21 protein-coding genes are annotated in these 19,143 nt (G+C 64.7%); 17 read left to right on the top strand and 4 right to left on the bottom strand.

Going from position 1 to position 19,143, the window contains the following annotated elements; translation table 11 throughout:
• The first annotated feature begins 9 nt into the window (after positions 1 to 9).
• Complete coding sequence (locus AUR66_RS06445) at positions 10 to 1,374, top strand: serpin family protein (RefSeq protein ID WP_058571657.1); 1,365 nt, start codon at positions 10 to 12, stop codon at positions 1,372 to 1,374.
• 23 nt (positions 1,375 to 1,397) lie between these two features.
• On the opposite strand, the gene uppS is transcribed toward AUR66_RS06445, so the two are convergent.
• Positions 1,398 to 2,327, bottom strand: coding sequence for a polyprenyl diphosphate synthase (gene uppS / locus AUR66_RS06440; RefSeq protein ID WP_058571656.1), 930 nt, complete (start codon positions 2,325 to 2,327; stop codon positions 1,398 to 1,400).
• Between the two features lie 141 nt (positions 2,328 to 2,468).
• Here uppS and AUR66_RS06435 point away from each other — a divergent pair, with 141 nt between their 5' ends.
• The 8 genes from AUR66_RS06435 to AUR66_RS06400 all read left to right on the top strand — a co-directional run bounded on the left by AUR66_RS06435 (position 2,469) and on the right by AUR66_RS06400 (position 8,174).
• A complete protein-coding gene (locus AUR66_RS06435; RefSeq protein ID WP_058571655.1) occupies positions 2,469 to 2,867 on the top strand; it encodes a DUF5778 family protein in 399 nt (132 codons plus the stop codon).
• Between the two features lie 137 nt (positions 2,868 to 3,004).
• Positions 3,005 to 4,066, top strand: a complete 1,062-nt coding sequence (gene ahbB / locus AUR66_RS06430) for a siroheme decarboxylase subunit beta (RefSeq protein WP_058571654.1) — start codon at positions 3,005 to 3,007, stop codon at positions 4,064 to 4,066.
• A gap of 1 nt (position 4,067) precedes the next feature.
• Positions 4,068 to 4,715: a precorrin-2 dehydrogenase/sirohydrochlorin ferrochelatase family protein gene (locus tag AUR66_RS06425; protein ID WP_058571653.1), complete on the top strand. Its 648-nt coding sequence runs from the start codon at positions 4,068 to 4,070 to the stop codon at positions 4,713 to 4,715.
• Complete coding sequence (hemA, locus tag AUR66_RS06420) at positions 4,712 to 6,097, top strand: glutamyl-tRNA reductase (RefSeq protein ID WP_058571652.1); 1,386 nt, start codon at positions 4,712 to 4,714, stop codon at positions 6,095 to 6,097. The genes AUR66_RS06425 and hemA overlap by 4 nt, the downstream gene beginning before the upstream one ends.
• A 79-nt stretch (positions 6,098 to 6,176) precedes the next feature.
• Positions 6,177 to 6,683 (top strand): hypothetical protein, encoded by a 507-nt coding sequence (locus tag AUR66_RS06415; RefSeq protein WP_231727778.1) that lies wholly within the window; start codon positions 6,177 to 6,179, stop codon positions 6,681 to 6,683.
• A 42-nt stretch (positions 6,684 to 6,725) separates the two neighbouring features.
• On the top strand, positions 6,726 to 7,001 hold the full coding sequence (locus AUR66_RS06410) for a 4a-hydroxytetrahydrobiopterin dehydratase (protein ID WP_058571651.1): 276 nt from the start codon (positions 6,726 to 6,728) through the stop codon (positions 6,999 to 7,001).
• Positions 7,002 to 7,004: 3 nt separating this feature from the next.
• On the top strand, positions 7,005 to 7,388 hold the full coding sequence (lwrS, locus tag AUR66_RS06405; protein WP_058571650.1) for an LWR-salt protein: 384 nt from the start codon (positions 7,005 to 7,007) through the stop codon (positions 7,386 to 7,388).
• Positions 7,389 to 7,505: 117 nt separating this feature from the next.
• Positions 7,506 to 8,174 (top strand): HAD family hydrolase, encoded by a 669-nt coding sequence (locus AUR66_RS06400; RefSeq protein WP_058571670.1) that lies wholly within the window; start codon positions 7,506 to 7,508, stop codon positions 8,172 to 8,174.
• Between the two features lie 66 nt (positions 8,175 to 8,240).
• Here the strand turns inward: AUR66_RS06400 and AUR66_RS06395 are convergent, their stop codons facing one another.
• The 3 genes from AUR66_RS06395 to AUR66_RS06385 all read right to left on the bottom strand — a co-directional run bounded on the left by AUR66_RS06395 (position 8,241) and on the right by AUR66_RS06385 (position 12,177).
• Positions 8,241 to 8,987: a response regulator gene (locus AUR66_RS06395; protein WP_082682146.1), complete on the bottom strand. Its 747-nt coding sequence runs from the start codon at positions 8,985 to 8,987 to the stop codon at positions 8,241 to 8,243.
• Between the two features lie 89 nt (positions 8,988 to 9,076).
• Positions 9,077 to 10,960, bottom strand: a complete 1,884-nt coding sequence (locus AUR66_RS06390; protein ID WP_058571668.1) for a molybdopterin biosynthesis protein — start codon at positions 10,958 to 10,960, stop codon at positions 9,077 to 9,079.
• Complete coding sequence (locus AUR66_RS06385) at positions 10,957 to 12,177, bottom strand: molybdopterin molybdotransferase MoeA (protein WP_058571649.1); 1,221 nt, start codon at positions 12,175 to 12,177, stop codon at positions 10,957 to 10,959. The genes AUR66_RS06390 and AUR66_RS06385 overlap by 4 nt, the downstream gene beginning before the upstream one ends.
• 156 nt (positions 12,178 to 12,333) lie before the next feature.
• On the opposite strand from AUR66_RS06385, the gene AUR66_RS06380 reads away from it, so the two are divergent.
• From AUR66_RS06380 to AUR66_RS06345, 8 genes are all read left to right on the top strand, one after another.
• On the top strand, positions 12,334 to 12,741 hold the full coding sequence (locus AUR66_RS06380; RefSeq protein WP_058571648.1) for an Hsp20/alpha crystallin family protein: 408 nt from the start codon (positions 12,334 to 12,336) through the stop codon (positions 12,739 to 12,741).
• A 9-nt stretch (positions 12,742 to 12,750) separates the two neighbouring features.
• Entirely contained in the window at positions 12,751 to 14,427 is a 1,677-nt protein-coding gene (locus AUR66_RS06375; protein ID WP_058571647.1) for an ABC1 kinase family protein, read from the top strand.
• Positions 14,428 to 14,484: 57 nt separating this feature from the next.
• Positions 14,485 to 14,913: a DUF5518 domain-containing protein gene (locus AUR66_RS06370; protein WP_058571646.1), complete on the top strand. Its 429-nt coding sequence runs from the start codon at positions 14,485 to 14,487 to the stop codon at positions 14,911 to 14,913.
• Positions 14,914 to 15,011: 98 nt separating this feature from the next.
• Complete coding sequence (locus AUR66_RS06365; RefSeq protein ID WP_058571645.1) at positions 15,012 to 15,386, top strand: translation initiation factor IF-5A; 375 nt, start codon at positions 15,012 to 15,014, stop codon at positions 15,384 to 15,386.
• A 15-nt stretch (positions 15,387 to 15,401) separates the two neighbouring features.
• Positions 15,402 to 16,214, top strand: a complete 813-nt coding sequence (gene speB / locus AUR66_RS06360) for an agmatinase (protein ID WP_058571644.1) — start codon at positions 15,402 to 15,404, stop codon at positions 16,212 to 16,214.
• Positions 16,215 to 16,373: 159 nt separating this feature from the next.
• Entirely contained in the window at positions 16,374 to 17,135 is a 762-nt protein-coding gene (locus AUR66_RS06355; RefSeq protein ID WP_058571643.1) for a Nif3-like dinuclear metal center hexameric protein, read from the top strand.
• 92 nt (positions 17,136 to 17,227) lie between these two features.
• A complete protein-coding gene (locus AUR66_RS06350; protein ID WP_058571642.1) occupies positions 17,228 to 18,313 on the top strand; it encodes a deoxyhypusine synthase in 1,086 nt (361 codons plus the stop codon).
• An 81-nt stretch (positions 18,314 to 18,394) separates the two neighbouring features.
• Complete coding sequence (locus AUR66_RS06345) at positions 18,395 to 19,102, top strand: helix-turn-helix domain-containing protein (RefSeq protein WP_058571641.1); 708 nt, start codon at positions 18,395 to 18,397, stop codon at positions 19,100 to 19,102.
• The last annotated feature ends 41 nt before the right edge of the window (positions 19,103 to 19,143 follow it).

Genomic DNA, 19,143 nt, shown 5'->3' with positions numbered 1-19,143 from the left:
CGTTCCGACATGAAGCGTCGCGAACTCCTCGCGCTCTCGGGTGCCCTCGCCGCCGCGACAGTGGCAGGGTGCATGGGCACCGAGAGTCCCCCGTCCGAGACGGACACGACCGCACCGCCCTCCACAGACACCTCGACCGAGACGCCGACGGACACCCCAACCGAGGAACCGCCCACCGGCGAACCGTCAGTCGACGACGAACGACTCGCCGCGCTCGCGTCCGGAAACGCCGCGTTCGCCCTCGAACTCCACAACCATCTGGCGGCCGAGACGGGTGGCAATCAGTTCCTCTCGCCGTACAGCATCTCTGTCGCGCTGGCGATGACTTACGCCGGCGCTCGGGGCGACACCCGCAAGCAGATGGAAGAGACGCTCCACTACACGCTCGGCGAAGACATTCATCCAGCCTTTGCCGACCTGCAAGCCGAACTCGACAGTCGGGCGACGGCGACGGACCGCATCAACGACAAAGAGGTCGATGCCTTCCAGTTGGCCGTTGCGAACGCCCTGTGGGGCGCAGAGGGCTACCCGTTCTCCGAGGACTACCTCGCGCTGTTGGAGGAGAACTACGGAGCCGGACTCGAACGGGCAGACTTCGCAGGCGACCCAAACGGAGAGCGCGAGCGAATCAACGAGTGGGTCGCCGACCAGACCGAAGACCGAATCGAAGACTTGCTTCCGGCGGACGTCATCACCCCGCAGACGGTCCTCGTGCTCACCAACGCCATCTACTTCATGGCGAGTTGGTTGCACAAGTTCGACCCCGCGAACACCGAAGATGGCACGTTCACCGCACTCGACGGCACCGAATCGACGGTTCCGCTCATGCACCACGAGTTCTCTCGCCTGAATTACGCGTCGGTTCCCGGTGCACAGGCCGTCGAACTCCCCTACATCGGCGAGCAGGTGTCGATGGTGCTGCTTCTCCCCGACGAAGGCGAGTTCGAGCAGTTCGAGCAGAGCCTCACCGCCGACCGACTGTTCGGCATCTTCCAGGAGATGAGCGACGCCACAGGAACGCTCGCGTTGCCCAAATTCGAGTTCGAGACAGAGGTCCAACTGTCGAAGGCGCTCTCGGATCTCGGGATGCCCACCGCCTTCGGGCCCGGCGCGGATTTCGGTGGCATGGTCGAAGACGGCGGCGGTGGCCTCTTCATCGACGACGTGTTCCACAAGTCGTTCGTCTCCGTGGACGAAGACGGAACCGAGGCGGCGGCGGCGACGGCAGTCGTCATGGAAGAATCGTTGCCCCCGTCGTGGGGTGAACTCCGGTTCGACCGGCCGTTCCTGTTCTGTATCCGTGACAAACCGACAGACGCCATTCTGTTCTACGGCCGCGTCGTCGACGCGGGTGCTGCGCAGGGTGCCGACTAACGTCTGAGAATCGGGTTTTACGTTCAGTCCGCCGTCTCGTCGGTCCGCTTCGCCAACTCGGCAGATACCTCGTCGGCCCCCGACGACGGCAGTTGTTCGCGGAGGCGACCCGCCACCGTTTTGGCGTCTTCGAACTCGACTTCGGCGACGGCCCGGACGAGTGCGACGGCGCGTTCGGTTCGCGTCCGCTGCCACGACTTCTCGCGCGACTCGTAGGTCCGGATGCCGCGGAGCAGGTCTATCTTCGAGAACTCCGGCCAGTATGGGGCACAGAAGTAGACGGCCGCTTCGTTGCCGTTGGCGTGCCACGGCAGGAAGTTCGAGGTTCGTTCGTCGCCGCCGGTGCGGATGATGAGGTCCACGTCGCGGACGGGTTGCCGCGACAGGTGGCGGTCGACCGCTTCGACGTCTACGTCGTCGGGCGAGAGGACGCCGGATTCGACGTCGCGGCAGACGTCACGGGCGGCGCTGAGTAGTTCTGCTCGGCCGCCGTACGCGAGGGCGATGTTGAGCGTGAAACTGTCGTAGTCGCCGGTCTGTGACTCGGCGTAGTCGATGGCGTCGCGGACGCGGTCGGGGAGCATGTCCACTTCACCGATGGCGCGGACGGCGACCTCCCGGTCGTGGACGCGTTCGGCGTCGGCGAACTCGTACAACTTGTCCTCGAAGAGGTCGAAGAGGGGTTCGCGCTCGTGTGGAGGGCGCTCGAAGTTCTCGGTCGAGAAGGCGTAGAGCGTCAACTCCTCGATGCCGAGTTCCTCACACCAGTCGAGGACGTTCTCGGTCGTCCGTGCACCCGCGCGGTGACCGTCGGGTGCGTCGTCACCCCGCTTTCTCGCGTAGCGGCGGTTTCCGTCTTGGATGATGGCGACGTGTGTCGGTCCGTCGTCGATTTCCCGAGAGAGCACACGCTCGTAGGCGCGTCGAAAGCCGCGTCGGACCCACCCGAACATGTACCGTCGATTGCATGCAGCGCCTATGTGTCTTGTGGGTCGTCTCGGCCGGGCAGACCGGATGCCGGAGTGACGACGACTGCGAGAGGAATCTGACCGACGAATCGCCATCCGTTTGTACCTCCCCGAGAAGAGACGCACATGAGCGAGACCATCGACGACGACCTCTACAAGCGGACGCTCGCACTACTCGAACCGGGTGACATCGAGTTGGTCGGCGCTATCGTCCACACCACTCTCAGCGGTCGCGAGGACCTCGAGATGCAGGAACTGACCGTCGCAATCAACGACGTCATCTCCGACCACGCAGACAAGGGCGACGCGTGGATTTACGCCGGCAACGACGACACCGACTTCTCCTCGAACCAGTTCCAGGGCCTCAGCGTCGAGGACGACGAGTTCGTCTGGGAGTGCCAGCAACTCCTGCGTGAGGGGACGTTCGACCTCGTGTTCTACTACGAGGCCACCGCCGACCACGACGCCATCGTCGAGGACCTCGAATCCCTCGACCACGTCGACCGCGTCACGCCCGTTCCCTGAACGCTTTTTTCCTCACTTCTCCGAACGCTGAACAGGCAGAATATCGGCCTGTCAGACTCGTCAGCGACCGAATCGTCCAAATCACACCCGTGAGAATAAGCGAGTCGTTTATTCCCTTCGCATCCTGAGTCACGCCCATGATACAGGCGGACGCGGACCTCTCTCATCTCGACCGCGCCATCGTCAACGCCTTTCAGGGTGGATTCCCCGTCGTCGAACGTCCATTCGAACCCGCAGCGGAGGCGCTCCGTGACCGCGGCGTAGACGTGACGGCGTCGGAACTCTGTCGGCGCATCCGTGAACTGGACGAAGAAGGCATCCTCTCGCGGTTCGGCGCACTCGTCAACGCGGAAGAAATCGGCGGAACGGCGACGCTCGTCGCCATGCACGCCCCGCCAGAGCGATTCGACGACGTGGCCGAGCAGGTCAACGACCACCGGGAGGTCGCACACAACTACGAACGAGAACACCCACACCTCAACATGTGGTTCGTCGTCTCCGTCGCCACGGAGTCACGTGTCGACGAGGTTCTCGGCGAGATAGAGGCGGAGACGGGACAACCGACCTACAACATGCCCAAGCGCCACGAGTTCCACGTCGGCGCGAAGTTCCTCCTCGACGGCCCCATCTCCGACGGTGACCTCGACCTCTCGCACCTCGGACCCGACGTCGAACCGTCCGACGAGCGCTTGCTCACCCCGGACGAGCGCGACTTGGTCTTAGAGATTCAGGGCGGTCTGCCGGTCACAGAGACGCCGTACGCCGACGTCGCCGACGCCCTCGGACAGGACACCGAGTGGGTCGTCGAGACCATCAAGCGCTTCGACGTCGAGGGGAAGGTTCGCCGCGTCGGCGTCATCCCGAACCACTACGCCCTCGGGTACAGTGAGAACGGGATGACCGTCTGGAACGTTCCCGACGACATCGTGATGGAGGTTGGCCCGGAAATCGCCTCGCTCGACTTCGTCACCCACTGTTACCGCCGGCCACGACACGAGGGCGTCTGGCCGTACAACTTCTTCGCGATGACCCACGGTCGGTCGAAAGCAGAGAGCGACGCCCGCGTCGAGCGGGTCCGTGAGGTCATGAGCGAACACTGGGAGGTCGGCGACGACGACTGGGACACGCTGTTCTCGACCCGAATCTTGAAGAAGACCGGAATCAGACTGGACGAGCGAGCAGACGCCAACACGGAGTGAGATGATTCCACTGGTTCACGACCTGTCCGGCGAGACAATCCTCGTGTTCGGAGGCGGGCCTGTCGGTGCCCGCAAAGCCCGACGATTCGCCCGCGAGGCCCGAACCGTCGTCGTGAGCCCCGAGTTCGCAGACCGGGACTTCGGCGACGCCGAACTCGTCCGTGCGGCCCCGGGACCCGACGACGTGGCCGGCTGGTTCGACCGGTTCTCGCCGGCACTCGCCGTGGCCGCGACGAACGATTCCGCGGTGAACGACGCCATCGTCGAATCGGCCCGCGAGCGTGGTGTGCTGGTCAACCGCGCAGACCGGAGTGGCGAACGCGAGGCCGGGAGCGTCGTCGTTCCCGCGACCGTAGACGACGGGGCTGTGTCCGTGGCCATCACAACCGGCGGGTCGAGTCCGGCGCTGTCGAAGTACCTCCGAGAACGTATCGAAGCCGAACTCGACGGTGCCGGTGCGATGGCCGAATTGACGGCCGACCTCCGCGCCGAACTCAAAGACGCGGACCACTCGCCGGCCGAACGCCGTGACGCGATTCGCGCCGTCGTGCGCGACCCGTCGGTTTGGAAGGCTTTACGTAGTGCGGATACAAACCCCCGACGAGAGGCAGCGCGCGTGATTACAGACACAATGCGAGGTGATTCATGAGAAACGCGGGTGTCATCTCTGGTGTGAGCGTCGCCCACGACCGGGCGAGCGTTCAGGAGATAGAGTCCGCGTCGAGCGACGACGTCGAGACGGTCGTCGCCCGACTGCTCGCGTGTGAGGGCGTCACGGAGGCGTTTTCGCTGCAGACGTGTAACCGAGCAGAAGCCTACGTCGTCACCGACGACGCCACCCTTGGCCGCCGTGCGCTAGAAGACTTCGCTCCCGACGTTCGAGACGGGAGCGTCCGCCACATGGACCACGAAGAGAGCCTTCGCCACCTGATGCGGGTGGCGTCGGGTCTCGAATCGCTCGTCCTCGGCGAAGACCAGATTATCGGGCAACTCAAGGACGCGTTCGAGGCGGCCCACGACGCCGGCAGCATCGGGCCGATGCTCGAAGATGCGCTGATGAAAGCCATCCACGTCGGCGAACGCGCCCGCAACGAGACGGCCATCAACGAAGGTGCCGTCTCGCTCGGCAGTGCCGCCGTCAGACTCGCTCGCTCGAAACTGGGGCACCCCGTCGAAGACGCCCGCGCCCTCGTCGTCGGCGCAGGCGAGATGGGCACCCTCGCCGCAAAGGCACTCGCGTCCGTCGACGTGTCCGAGTTGGTCGTCGCGAACCGGACCGTCTCCCACGCTGCGCATCTGTCACGCGAAATTCCGGGCATCACCGCCGCCGCGGGACTCGACTCCCTCGGTGAGTTGCTCGCCGACGCCGACATCGTCATCACCGCGACGAGCAGTCCGGACTACGTCGTCGACTCGGCACACCTCGAAGCGGCCGGTGCGACGATGCTCATCGACATCGCACAACCCCGCGACGTCGACCCCGCGGCCGACGACGTAGACGGCGTCCGCGTCCACGACATCGACGACTTAGAGACGGTCACCGACCGGACTGCGGCCCAGCGCGAACAGGCCGCGAAGCAGGTCGAGACGATGATAGACGAGGAGTTCGACCGCCTGCTGGCCGCCTACAAGCGCAAGCGCGCCGACGAGGCGATTAGTTCGATGTACGAGGCGGCAGAACACGTCAAACGCCGCGAGGTTTCGACCGCTATCTCGAAGCTAGAGGCGCAGGGTGGCTTGACCGACGAACAGCGCGAAACCGTCGAGTCCCTCGCAGACGCACTCATCGGGCAACTACTCTCCGCGCCGACGAAGAGTCTCCGCGACGCCGCGGGCGACGACGACTGGACGACCATCCAGACGGCGATGCGGTTGTTCGACCCCGGATTCGACGACTACTCCGTGCCGGACACTGCGACGTCGTCCAGTCGTCTGGGGGACGTCGCTGAGGGAGGCCACCCCGAAGTCGACGGCGAGTCGTCCGAAGACGAGATACCGCGCCGCGTCATCGAGCAACTCTCGGACGACTGACCGCGGCGACGACGACCGTTCTGTTTCGACCTGTTCTCCGGCGAAGGTTCATGTACCAAGCCGAGGCCATTCCACTTCGATGACCGTCTCACCACACCACTGGAGCGTCCAGCGGAGTTCCAACGCTGTCTCGTACTGGGTGCGCTCGGGTGTCAGGCGACTCGCCGCTCGACTCCGCACGTCCCGTGACCGCCGCCTCGCCGAGGCGACACCGCGACGACGAGTCTGTGACCTCGCCGGCGCGAACCGGGCGACTGTCGTCGGGACCGTCACCGAAGTCGCCGGCGACGGCCCGGCACTCCGTACGTGGGTCCAAATCGAGGGCGAAGGCCCGCCAGTCAGCGGGCGGGAGACACGCCCGTTCGGCTTGGACGATGGAACCGGTGTCGTTCGCGTTCGAGTCCCGCCCGATAGCGGCGTCCTCGTCGGCGCGGGCGGAGAGCAAACCGCAGTCGGAGCGCGAACCACCGCTCAGATAGTCGTCGGCGAAGGTGACCGCGTGTCGGTGAGTGGCCGGGTCCGTCGGGGACGTGGTGGGACGCGGATACTGACTGGCCCGCGGTGTGTCGTCACGCCGCCGCCGTGACGCGGGCGAATCCTTATCGGTTCGCCGAACGACATGTTTGGTATGGCCGAGGTACTCTCCGCAGCAGACGTCGACGAGCGATTGAACGACGAGTGGGAGCGTGACGGCGACGAAATCGTCCGTGTCTACGAGTTCGACGACTACCTCGACGGCGTCGCGTTCGCCGCGAGCGTCGGCGAAGTCGCCGAAGAGGAGTTCCACCACCCCGAGATAATCATCCGGTACAAGAAGGTCGAAGTCCGCCTCACGAGTCACGAAGAAGGCGGCATCACCGAGAAGGACCTGCGTCTCGCCGACCTGTTCGACGCCGAGTTGTGAGGGATGCCACTCAGATACGTCTTCAGGGTGCGCTTTCGACTGGATACGGCCCCCGGCGTCGGAACCGACCCCCAAGAGTTCGAGACAGTCGTTCGTGTCACCCCACCGGAACCCGGTGAATCCGGGTGGATGCTGTTCCGTGACGCACTCTGGCGTGGCGAGGTGAACGACCCAGTCTACGCCTGCCAACTCGCAGAGTCGTGGGTCGACGTTCCGGTCGTCTCCTGTGAGTTCGCCGAACTCCGAACCGACGAGGACGACTTGGAGACCCTTCGGGAGGCTATCGCCGCCGAGTTAGACGAGTTCAACGCCGAGTCGGTCCGCGACGTGCTTCACAAGTACTTCGGGAGCGCGATTCACGTCGAGTCGGCGGAGGGTGAGGACTGAGCACCCGCCGGTGGGAACCGACGAGACACCGCCGACAGACGGCGAGACACTGCTGGCGACCGGGGATACTCGTCGGCAGAAGACCTTTATTACCAGATGACCTACTGGATTGTCCGAATGGTCGCCGACAACTACGACTTCTGGCTGTTCGACCTCGATGGAACACTCGTCGATGCCGAGTGGTCGTACACGCGTGACGTGTTCGACCGGGTCGGTGACCGGTTAGGTCGCGAGTTCACCGACCGAGAGGCAGAGACGATATGGCACGGACTCGGTGGCGCACGCGACCCGACGCTCCGCGAGTGGGGTGTCGACCCGGCCGACTTCTGGCCTGCCTTCCACCGCGAAGAAGACCCGTCGAAGCGCGCGGAGGCGACGTACCTCCACGACGACGCCGCCCGACTCGTCGAGGCAGTCCACGACGCCGGCCGACCGGTCGGTATCGTCACGCACTGCCAACAATTCCTGACCGACCCCGTGTTGGACCACCTCGACATCCGCGACTGGTTCGACACCGTCGTCTGCTGTACCGAAGAGACCGGGTGGAAACCCGACTCCGCACCGGTCAAGCGTGCCATCTCACAACTCGGACTCGGTGGCAAACTCATGACCGACGGCGGCACGTCCGGCGTTCTCGCCGGTGACGGCGAAAGCGACATCGGCGCGGCGTGGAACGCTGGCCTCGACGGCGTCCACGTCGAACGCCACGGCCCCGAACACCGCGGGCGATGTGTCCTCGGCGAGTATCGCGTCCAGACGTTCGACGAACTCCTCCGGTCGGTGTGACGACTCGAAGTCCAGTGTGACCGAGAACCCCAAAACTCGTCGAACGGCAAGAAAAGAGATATCGGTTCAGTAGAGCGTCTCGTCGGGTGCCTGTCGAGCGAAGATGTCGCCTGTACTCGTGATGGCGAATTGGAAGTCACCGTACGGGAAGCGAACCTCGATGCCGGGTCGTTCTTCGTCTTCGAGGACCGGCCGGAGTAACGCTTCGAGTGCGTCGGCGTCGATAGATTCGTAGAGTGGGTGTTCGATAGCCGGAAGTCCGGCGTGTGACTCGATGGACTCGACGACGACGATACCCAGTTCCTCTTCACCCAGCCACTGGCCGATGAGTTCCCAGTCCTGGTCGAGACGAAGCGTCGCCTCGGAGGCGGCACTCTCGTGGTCAGCGAGGGCTTCGGCGACTGCCGAGAGACCGCTCGTGAGTGACTTCTCAGCGTCGGAACCGCACACGAGTTCGTCCACGTGTCGAAGGACCGAGACAAAGTCGTCCGGACCGGCCTTCTGGACGTACTCGGATACCTCCGCGTTGGTCGCGGTGCCGGCGACTTCAGACCACTCTTTCGCGGTGAACAGAACGATGGAAACCTCGTCGTCCTGCTTTCGAACTGCTTCCACGAGTGGGACGCCGTCGGGGAGCACCAGCGAGTCACTCACGACACAGTCCACTGGGTGTGACGAGAGGACCTGGAGCGCTTCGGTGGCAGTCTCTGCGGTGAGGAGGGAGACAGCGTCGAGTTGCCGAAATGTCGCCTCTGAGAGCGCGAGCATGTCGGCGTCGTCGTCGACGTGGAGGACCGTCCGGGAGCTACACATACCAGGTCGTACTCACTACGAGGATAAAAACATTCTACTTATCTTATAATTCTCTGAGACGAAACTGTCCAAAAAATCGAGCGCCGTGTTTACCGGCTCTCGTACCCGCTGAGCGATTCGAACACGTCGTCACTGTCTGCGAGTAACTCACCGAAACGGCGCACGCTCTGTTTGTCCGTTCGGTCCGGGTTGGCGACGACACGAACCGGTTGTTCACCGAGTGCCACGAATTCGAGGCCGAGTGTGTCGGCCGTCTCGCGGAGGCCGAGGCCGACGTCTGCCCGCCCGGTGAGGACGGCGCGTGCGGGACTCTCGAACGCTTTCAGTCCGCTGTCGAATCCGACGATTGCCTCGACGAGTTCGTGGCGCGTCGCTCCGCGTTCCTCCGCGAGGGCGGCGACAGCGTTCCCGAGTTCGGTTCGCAGACCGGAGTTCGTATCCCGGTTGACGAACCGAAGGTCCGAATCGACCAGGTCGACGAGGCCCGCCACGTCGGCAGGGTTGTCGGCGGGGACGACGAGTCCCCACTCGCGGGTCCACGACCCGAGTTCGACGGCGTCCACGTCGCCGCGCGAGTCGCCCGCGACGACGGCAACGTCCGGGACGCCGTCACGAAGTCTCCGGAGTCCCTCGCGCGACCCGACGGCGAGATATCGCGGTGACGGCACGTGGTCGAGGAGACGCGACAGTGCCGGGTCGTCCTCGCCGACACCGAGCAGTTCCGGCGGTCGAACGTCCGGTGAGAAGAGTTTGACCGTGACCGCCTCGCCTTCGGCGAGGTACTCCACGTCGGCGTGAACTTCGACCACGCCGTCCGCTTCGACCAGACTCGTCGTCGCACCCGACCCTTTGTCCACCGGGTAGACCAGCGTCTCACCCGACCCGTCAGTCACCAAGCCGACTGGCATGAGTCGCGTCCGTCCCTCGGCGTATCGCTCGCGGACGGCCATCGACCCCTCGATGGTCGCGGTCCGCGGTTCGGGCAGGCCGGCGGCGTCGCGGATGGCCGGCGCGACGAAGGTTCGGAAGATGGTGAGAGCAGAAACCGGATACCCCGGCAGGCCGATGTAGGCGCTCCCCTCGCCGAGCGTGCCGACCAGCATCGGTTTGCCCGGCTTGACCGCGACGCCGTGGAGGAGCAGTTCGCCGCGTTCTTCGACGACCTGGTAGATGACGTCGACGGCGCTCGCCGAAGTGGACCCCGAAGAGAGAACGAGGTCACACTCGTCTGCTGCCTCGTGGAGCAGTCGCTCCATCTCGTCGTAGTCGTCGCCGGCGTGTGGGTAGAGTTTCGGGACGCCACCCGCGTCTTCGACGCCGGCAGCGATGGTGTACGAGTTTACGTCGTAGATTTGGCCCGCCTCGGGTCGAAGGTCCTCGCCGGGGCGGACGAGTTCGTCACCAGTCGAGACGATGCCGACGACGGGCGCACCGCGGACAGGGACTTCGTCGAGTCCGAGCGCCGAGAGGAGGCCAATCTCGCGCGGCGTGATGCGAGTGCCCGGTCCGAGAGCGCGTGCACCCGCCGCGATATCCGTTCCGGCGGGCATCACGCTGTCGCCCGGCGCGACGGCCTTGTAGACGACGAGATTGCCGTCGCGTTCTTCGGTACGTTCGACGATGACGACGGCGTCCGCACCGGGTGGCATGACCGCCCCCGTCGAAATCTCGACGGCGGTTCCGGGTTCGACTTCCACGTCGGGTTCGGTTCCCGCGTGGACTTCGCCGACGAGTTCGAGTTCGAGGGGGTCCGCCTCGTCCGCGCCGAAGGTGTCGCGGGCGCGGACCGCATAGCCGTCCATACTCGCACGGTCGAATCCGGGGACGTCCATCTCGGCGTCGATTCGTTCGGCGAGGATGCGTCCGCGGGCGTCCGAGAGCGCGACCATCTCCGTGTCGGGCGTCAGTTCGAGCGACGCGATGGTCTCACGGGCCGCGTCGGGGGACGCGAGGTCACGGAACTGCTTTCTCATGCGGACCACTCCCATCCCGCGACAGATACGGTTTCGCCTTCCTCGTACCCCTCTTTCTCCTCGGGGACTTCGACCCACCCGTCGGCGAGGGCGACGCTGGAGAGGATACCGGACCCACTCGTTCGGGTCGGTTCGGCGGTGGGTTCGTCACCCGACTCGTCGAGGCGGACGCGGGCGAACGTTCGCGTCCCGGGCGAACTTGGAATCTTGCGAGTCAGCGTCGCCTCGACAGTCGGGAAGGGTCGCATCGGAAGCGACCCGACCGCTTTGAGCACCGGGCGCAGGAACTGGAAGGCGTTGACGACGCAGGCGACCGGATAGCCGGGAAGCATCACGACGGGTGTGTCTTCGACCACGCCGAGAGCGACGGGGTGGCCGGGTTTGAGCGCGACGCCGTGGACCAGTACCTCGCCCATCTCGGAGATGACCTCGGGGATGAGGTCACGCTCACCGACAGACGACCCGCCGGTGGTGACGATAACGTCGTGGTCGAGGTCAGATTCGACGGCTTCGCGGAGCAAGTCGGCGTCGTCGACGACGATGTCTCGGTACGTCGCGTCGCCGCCCCAGCGTTCGACCAGACGCGAGACGGTCAATCCGTTCGTCTCGATGACCTCGCCGGGTCCGGGGTCGGACTCGACGAGTTCTTCGCCGGTCGGGACGATGGCGACACGCGGATGTTCGAAGACGGTCACCTCGTCGATGCCGACAGACCGGAGGAGGCCGAGGTCCGAGGGGCGAAGTTCGTGTCCAACGTCGAAGAGTGGGTCACCTTCGCGGACGTCTTCGCCGCGTTCACCGACGTTCTCACCCTCCGCGAGGGCGTCGAACACTTCGAGTTCGTCGTCGAATCGCTCGGTGTCTTCGACCATCACGACGGCGTCAGCGCCGTCCGGGAGGTCACTGCCCGTGTGGACGCGGACCGCCTCACCCGGTGCGACCGACTCGTCGGCGACCCGGAGGACGTTCGGCGACCGACCGCTGGCACCGAAGGTGTCGCTGGCGCGGACTGCATAGCCGTCCATGGCGGCGCGGTCGTAGCCCGGAACGTCCGCGGGCGCGACGGCCGGGTCGGCGAGTGCTCGACCATCGGCCTCGCCGAGCGGAAGTCGTTCGGTCCGTTCGTGCGGCGTGACCGCCGCGAGGAGTGTCTCGCGGGCGTCCGCAAGCCGGGTTCGTTCCTTGAACCCGGCCGTGCGTCGGTCGTGGTGGTTCATGGCCGTCCTTCGGTGCCGGGGGCAAAAAGCGTCGGCCTCACGACATCGGCCAGTCGTGGACGACCCCTCGGTGGCGGCCGAAATTGCCGACTCACACGCGTATTCACACGGTGAGGTACCGCCGGCTTTTTCGACACCGCCTCCCTATGGTCGTTCATGTCAACATTGCGCGACGCGCTGTCCGAACTGCCGGACGCGGTGTTCGCCGACCTGTTGGAGTCCGAGACGTCGTACCTGTTGGTCCTCGACCTACCGGGCGTGACCGCCGAGACTGCCGACCTCAAAGTCGAGAAAGGCCGATTGCTCGTCGAGGCGCGGCGCGACAAGCAACTCCCTCCGGAGTTCGACTACGTCCGCGAAGAGCGTCCACTGTTCCTCGATGCCGAACTCCCCCTCCCCCCGGATGCCGTCGCCGACGACGCCGAAGCGTCCATGGAACGTGGGGTTCTCGAAATCCGCCTCCCCAAACGTGAGGCCGCCCCAGAGCGGACCATCCCCATCACCACAGGTGACGAGGATGCCTCGTCGGCCGGTCAGAAGAATTCTGGCGACGGCGACGCCTGACGGGGCGAGGTGGTCACGCTGGTCAATTTCCGCGCCTACTGGCGGTTCCTCGTCGTCGTCTATCAGTTCTTCCCGCTCATCGTCGCGTACACCCGCGACAAGCGGAAGTACCTGTTCTTCGGCCGTGGACGCACCGTCTCCTCAGAGATGCGTGTCGAACGCGCCGAAGTCCTCTTAGAGTCGCTACTCACCCTCGGACCGACGTTCATCAAACTCGGGCAACTCCTGTCGACACGGCCCGACATCCTCCCACCCGAGTACATCGACGTGCTCGGAAGTCTTCAGGACGACGTGCCACCCGCTCCGTGGGACGAGTCGGAGGCGGTCATCGAAGAAGAACTCGGCCCGGTCGACGAGGCGTTCGACTCGTTCGACACCGACCCGATTAGCGGCGCGAGTCTCGGGCAGGTGTACGTCGCGGAGTACGAAGGCGAGAAAGTCGCCGTCAAGGTTCGCCGCCCCGGTATCGAAGCACTCGTCGAGGCCGACCTGCGGGTGATTCGCTGGTCGCTTCCCATCCTCATGCGGTTCATCGGACAGGGACGCGCGTTCTCGCTGGAGAACCTCGCCGACGAGTTCGCCAAGACCATCCGCGAAGAGATGGACTACGACGAGGAGGCGAAGACCCTCCGACAGATTCAGGAGAACTTCGCAGACGACGACACACTCGTCATCCCAGAACCCATCGAAGAACGCTCCGACGACCGAGTGCTGACGATGGAGTACCTCCCGGGGACGAAGATAAACAACGTCGCCGCGCTCGACGAACTCGGCATCGACCGGACCGAACTGGCGACGAACTTGCAGCGCACCTACCTGCAGATGATCGTCCAAGACGGCGTCTTCCACGCCGACCCGCACCCCGGGAACCTCTCTGTCACCGACGACGGGAAGATAATCTTCTACGACTTCGGGATGCACGGCGAGGTGGACCCGTTCATCCAAGAGAAGATTGTGGAGTTCTACATCGCCGTCGCCAACCAGGACGTCGACGGTATCCTCGACACACTCATCGAGATGGGGACGCTCAGCCCCAACGTCGACAGACAGGTGATGGGCGACGTGATGGAACTCGCCATCGCCGACGCGCGTGGCGACGACATCGAACAGTACCGCGTCAATCAGATCCTCGAACAGGTCGAATCGACTATCTACGAGTTCCCCCTGCGACTGCCGCGCAACCTCGCGTTGGTCCTCCGCGTCGCTGGCGTGGTCGAAGGCGTCTGCGTCACGCTCGACCCGGACTTCGACTTCATCGCGGTGGCGACCGACTATCTCACAGAACAGGGCTACCGCGAAGAGAGCATCGAGAAAGTCGCCAAGGGCGTCGGCCAACAGGCACAGAAGACCGCCCAGTCGCTGTTCCGCGTGCCGCCGAAACTCGAACGCGTCCTCGACAGGGCAGACCGCGACAACCTGACGGTCAACGTTCGCCTCGAAGACAACAAAGGCGTCCTCGACAAACTGGCGAAGCGACTCATCTACGGTATCTTCCTGTCGTTCGGGTTCGTCTCGACGGTCATCGTCTACGCGTTAGACCCACAGAACCTCCTCGCCGTCGGCGCGGCGGGCGTCCCGACGGCGTTCGTCACCATCCTCCTGTGGCGGTCGTTCCGGAGTCGAAAAGGTATCCGGGCGACGCCACAGTTCACGCGGCAGAACCTTCGACAGCGCCGCGAAGAGTAATCAAAGCTGAGAATCGGGCGCGTAATTTTATGCGCCCCCGTGGCGTCACCTCCGGCCATGACCGAGTGGCGTCCGGTGGTCGTGGGGGTGTGCCTCGCTGCGTGTACCGAGGCACTCGTCTTCTTCATGACGGGGCAGTTCACCCTCGTCGGCGGCGTCACCGGAAGCGCACTCGCGGGCTATACAGTCGGTACAGACCCCGCCGACGGTGGCTGGCACGGGTTGATGACCGGTGTCGTCTGGGGGTGTGTCCTGATGCCCGTCGCGATTCTCCTCACGTTCCTCAACCGGACGCCGATTCTCTTTCCGTTCCAGTACCTCGTCCCCATGTTCGAGTCGCCCGGCGAACTCACGACGGCGATTATGCTGGCCCTCTCGTTGCCGAACGTCGCGTCGGGAGCGCTCGGCAGTCTCGGACGGCGTGACGCACAGGGAACGTGGTTCGACCCGTCGATGGCGGACGTAGACGGCGTCGAAGATGCGTGACGAGAACGCCATCGCGCAGTTCGGATAGGCTACGTGAAAGATTCGCGTGCGAGAGCGGTTCCAAACCGTTTATACCCTCCATCCGATAACGAGTGAGCATGGCGAAAGAGCAGAAGCAGGTGCGCGAGCTCCAAGAAGGCAGCTACGTCAACATGGAAGACACGCCGTGCAAGATTTACGCCTACAGTACCGCGAAGCCCGGTAAGCACGGTAGCGCCAAGGCCCGCGTCGAGGCCCGTGGCGTCTTCGACGGCAAGAAGCGCTCGCTCTCCCAGCCCGTCGACGCGAAGGTGTGGGTCCCGATTATCGAGCGAAAGCAGGGTCAGGTCGTCTCCGTCACCGGCGAGGACGCCCAGATTATGGACCTCGAAACCTACCAGACGTTCACGATGCGCATCCCCGACGACGAGGACCTCAACCCCGAAGACGAAATCGAGTACCTCGAGTTCGAAGGCCAGCGCAAAATCGTCTAAACGGGGGATACAGAGATGTTCCCTGGGGCTATCGCAGACCGAGAGGTCGCCGACTACGTACTGCTCGGTGCCCCGCTCGACATCTCCACTTCCTTCCAACCTGGAACCCGTTTCGGACCGAATCGCATCCGCCAGTTCGCCGAGTCGTTCGACGACTACGACCGGCGAACTGACCAATTCTTCACCGAGCTAGCTGTCCACGACGCGGGCGACGTCCGCGCGTGGGACGACGCTCCTGACTACGTCGATTGGCTCACCGGGAGCGTCCGCGACGCCGTCTGGGACGACGCCGTTCCGGTCGTCCTCGGCGGAGAGCACACTGTCACCGCAGCGGGTGTCACGGGTGTCGACCCGGACGTGTTCGTCTGTCTCGACGCACACCTCGACCTCAGAAGAGAGTACGACGGCAACGAGTGGAGTCACGCGACGATTACGCGCCGCGTTCTGGACGAACTCGACGTGGACGAAGCGGTCATCCTCGGTGCCCGAACCGGGTCACCCGACGAGTGGGAACGCGCCGAGGCCGACGACGTGACTGTCGTCGCTCCCGAAGACGTGCCCGAGTGGGACCCAGACTTCGGCGACGAGTCGGTCTACCTGAGCGTCGATATCGACGCCGCCGACCCAGCGTTCGCACCGGGAACGGGCACCAAAGAACCGTTCGGCCTCACCTCCCGCGAGATGCGCGACGTGGTCCACGCGGTTGCCCCGCACACCGACGGATTCGACGTGGTCGAAGTGAACGACAGAGACGACGGACAGGCAGCGTCGCTGGCGGCGAAGTTGCTGCGGGAGTTCGTCTTCTCGCACGCCGCCGCCCACGACTGACCACCATCGTCCCCGGGCACTGCCACACCGGACTCGGCCACTGCCACACCGGATTCGGCCACTGCCACACCGGATTCGGCCACTGCCACACTGGATTCGGCCACTTCGACTCGGTTGCCATCCCGTTTCTTACAAGTCATCGAGTCACAACTACCCTGTATGGACCTCTCCACTGTCGTCGCTCGATTCGACGAGACGCTCGCCACCGACGAGTTCGCCGACGTAGACGCCAGCGCGAACGGCCTGCAAGTCGGACCGGACGAGAAGTCGGTCGAGACGGTAGCCTTCGCCGTCGACGCCGCCGAAGCGACCATCGAGGCCGCCGTCGAGGCGGGCGCAGACCTCCTCGTCACGCACCACGGCCTCGTCTGGGGCGGCCTCGACCGGGTGACGGGACGTGACTTCTCCCGCATCGAACCACTCATCCGCGAAGACGTGGCGCTCTACGTCTCGCACCTGCCACTCGACGGACACCAAGAACTGGGGAACGCTGCCGGTCTCGCGGACCATCTCGGTCTCACGGACCGCGACCCATTCGGGTCGCTCGGACCGGTCCACATCGGACAGACGGGGTCGTTCGAGTCGCCGAAGACGACCGACGAGGTCCGCGACGCACTCGACGAACTTGACGGGAACGAGGGAACGCGAGTCTTCGACTTCGGCCCCGACGAGATTTCCGACGTCGCAATCGTCACCGGGTCGGGTGTCGATTGGCTAGACGAAGCCATCGAGTCCGGCGCAGACGCGCTCGTCACGGGCGAAGGCAAACAGAAGGTGTACCACGAAGCGCGAGAGGCGGGCATCACCGTCTTCCTCGCGGGGCACTACGCGACGGAGACGTTCGGCGTTCGTAGTCTCGCCGAGCGTGCCCGAAAGATGGGGCTGGAAGCGGTGTACATCAGTCACCCGACTGGGCTGTAGACACGCTTTTCACACACTGACGAGTCTGCCACTCTCCCGCACAGCCTCGCTGGACCGGGGCGTTCAAACGCTCGGGCGTCGCACTCCCTCGCATGAGCGACCACGACGACGCCCACGATGGCGGACACGACGACAGCGGGGGGCACGAGGACGACGCCCACGACCACGACGGCGGGTACGAGATGCCGGAACGCGAGGAGTTCAGCCACGACCCACTCGGTCACGCCGAGGTCCACGCCGGCATGACCGTCGGTGAACTCGTCGAACAGTACGGTCACGCCGGTATCGGCGCGGCAGACGTGCACGAAGCGGCCGACATCTACGCCGAGATGCTCGCCGACGAGGACTGCACGGTGTTCATGTCGCTCGCGGGCGCGATGGTCCCGACCGGGATGCGGAAAATCGTCTCCGACCTCATCCGCGACGGCTACGTGGACGCACTCGTGACCACGGGCGCGAACCTGACCCACGACGCTATCGAGGCAATCGGCGGCAAGCACCACCACGGAAGCGAGCACCACCACGAGAAGACCCCGCGCGAACACGACGAGACGCTCCGCGACGAGGAAGTCGACCGCATCTACAACGTCTATCTCCCGCAGGAACACTTCGCCCTGTTCGAGTCGCACCTGCGCGACGAGGTGTTCCCGGCACTCGAAGCAGAGGGCGTCGTCAGCATCGAACGACTCTGCCGCGAACTCGGCCGGGCTAACAGCGAAGTCAACGAAGAGCAGGGAATCGAAGAGGACGCGGGTGTCGCCGCCGCGGCCTACGAGTCCGACGTACCCATTTACTGCCCCGCGGTACAGGACTCCGTCCTGGGTCTGCAAGCGTGGATGTACTCGCAGACGTCGTCGTTCTCGCTGGACGCGCTCTCGGACATGACGCCGCTCACGGACCTCGCGTACGACGCCGACAAAGCGGGGTGTCTCCTCGTCGGCGGCGGCGTCCCGAAGAACTTCACGCTCCAGACGATGCTCGTCACGCCCGGCGCGTACGACTACGGCGTCCAGATTACGATGGACCCCGCGGCGACCGGCGGTCTCTCGGGTGCGACGCTCGACGAAGCGCGTTCGTGGGGTAAGTTGGAGAAAGACGCCCGGAACGCGACGGTTCTCGGTGACGCGACCATCATGCTCCCGTTGCTCGTGGCGGCGGCGCGAGACCGTCTCGACTGAACCGAACGAGTCCGTATCCGTCCCCAACCTGACGGTCGTGGGATACCTTTTTGCACGAATAGCACCCTTCAACGTGAAGACATGGCACAGGAGGGGGCGCGGGGCGTTCGAGTCTGTCTCGATATCTGGCATCCAGACTGCTGGACACTGGAAGTCACCGACGCGACAGACGCAGGACTCCTCGGCCACGGCGTCCACGAGATAGACGGCCTCGCGAACGGCCGGTTCACGGCCTACGCGGACACGGTGGCCGAACTCGACGAACTTGTCGAGACGATTCGGGCGTCCGACCTGACGGACTCGGTGTGGGAGACGGACGAACACGACGGCGACACCACTGTTCCGGGACGTGCCTCCCGCGGCATCGTCGTCCGCTACACCCTCTCGAACTCTATCAACGACGCACTCGTCTCGCGGGGGTTCATCCCCGACGAACCGGTGCGAATGCAAGACGGGCGTGAGCGGTGGACCGTGCTCGTCCACGAGACGCGCCAGACGGTCCACGAACGCCTCGAAGAAGTCCGCGACGAGATGGACGCGGACGTCGACGTCGAACTCATCACCGCACCGGACAGCGGGAGTGGTATCTTCCGGACGGACACGCTCTCGGACCGTCAGCGAGAAGTGTACGAGTTGGCCCGCCGCCGCGACTACTACACGTGGCCGCGTGAGGTGAGCGCGGCGGAGTTGGCCGACGAGTTGGAAATCTCGAAGGCGACGCTCCTCGAACACCTCAGAAAGGCGGAGTCGAAGCTTCTCGGCGACGAACGAGACGCGCCCCTCTCATGAGAGGGAGGGGTCTTTTCCCGAACAATCGTTCCATGTCATAG

The sequence above is a fragment of the Haloferax profundi genome (genome assembly GCF_001469865.1).
Classification (GTDB): domain Archaea; phylum Halobacteriota; class Halobacteria; order Halobacteriales; family Haloferacaceae; genus Haloferax; species Haloferax profundi.
This window is presented reverse-complemented; position numbering and strand designations above follow the sequence as displayed.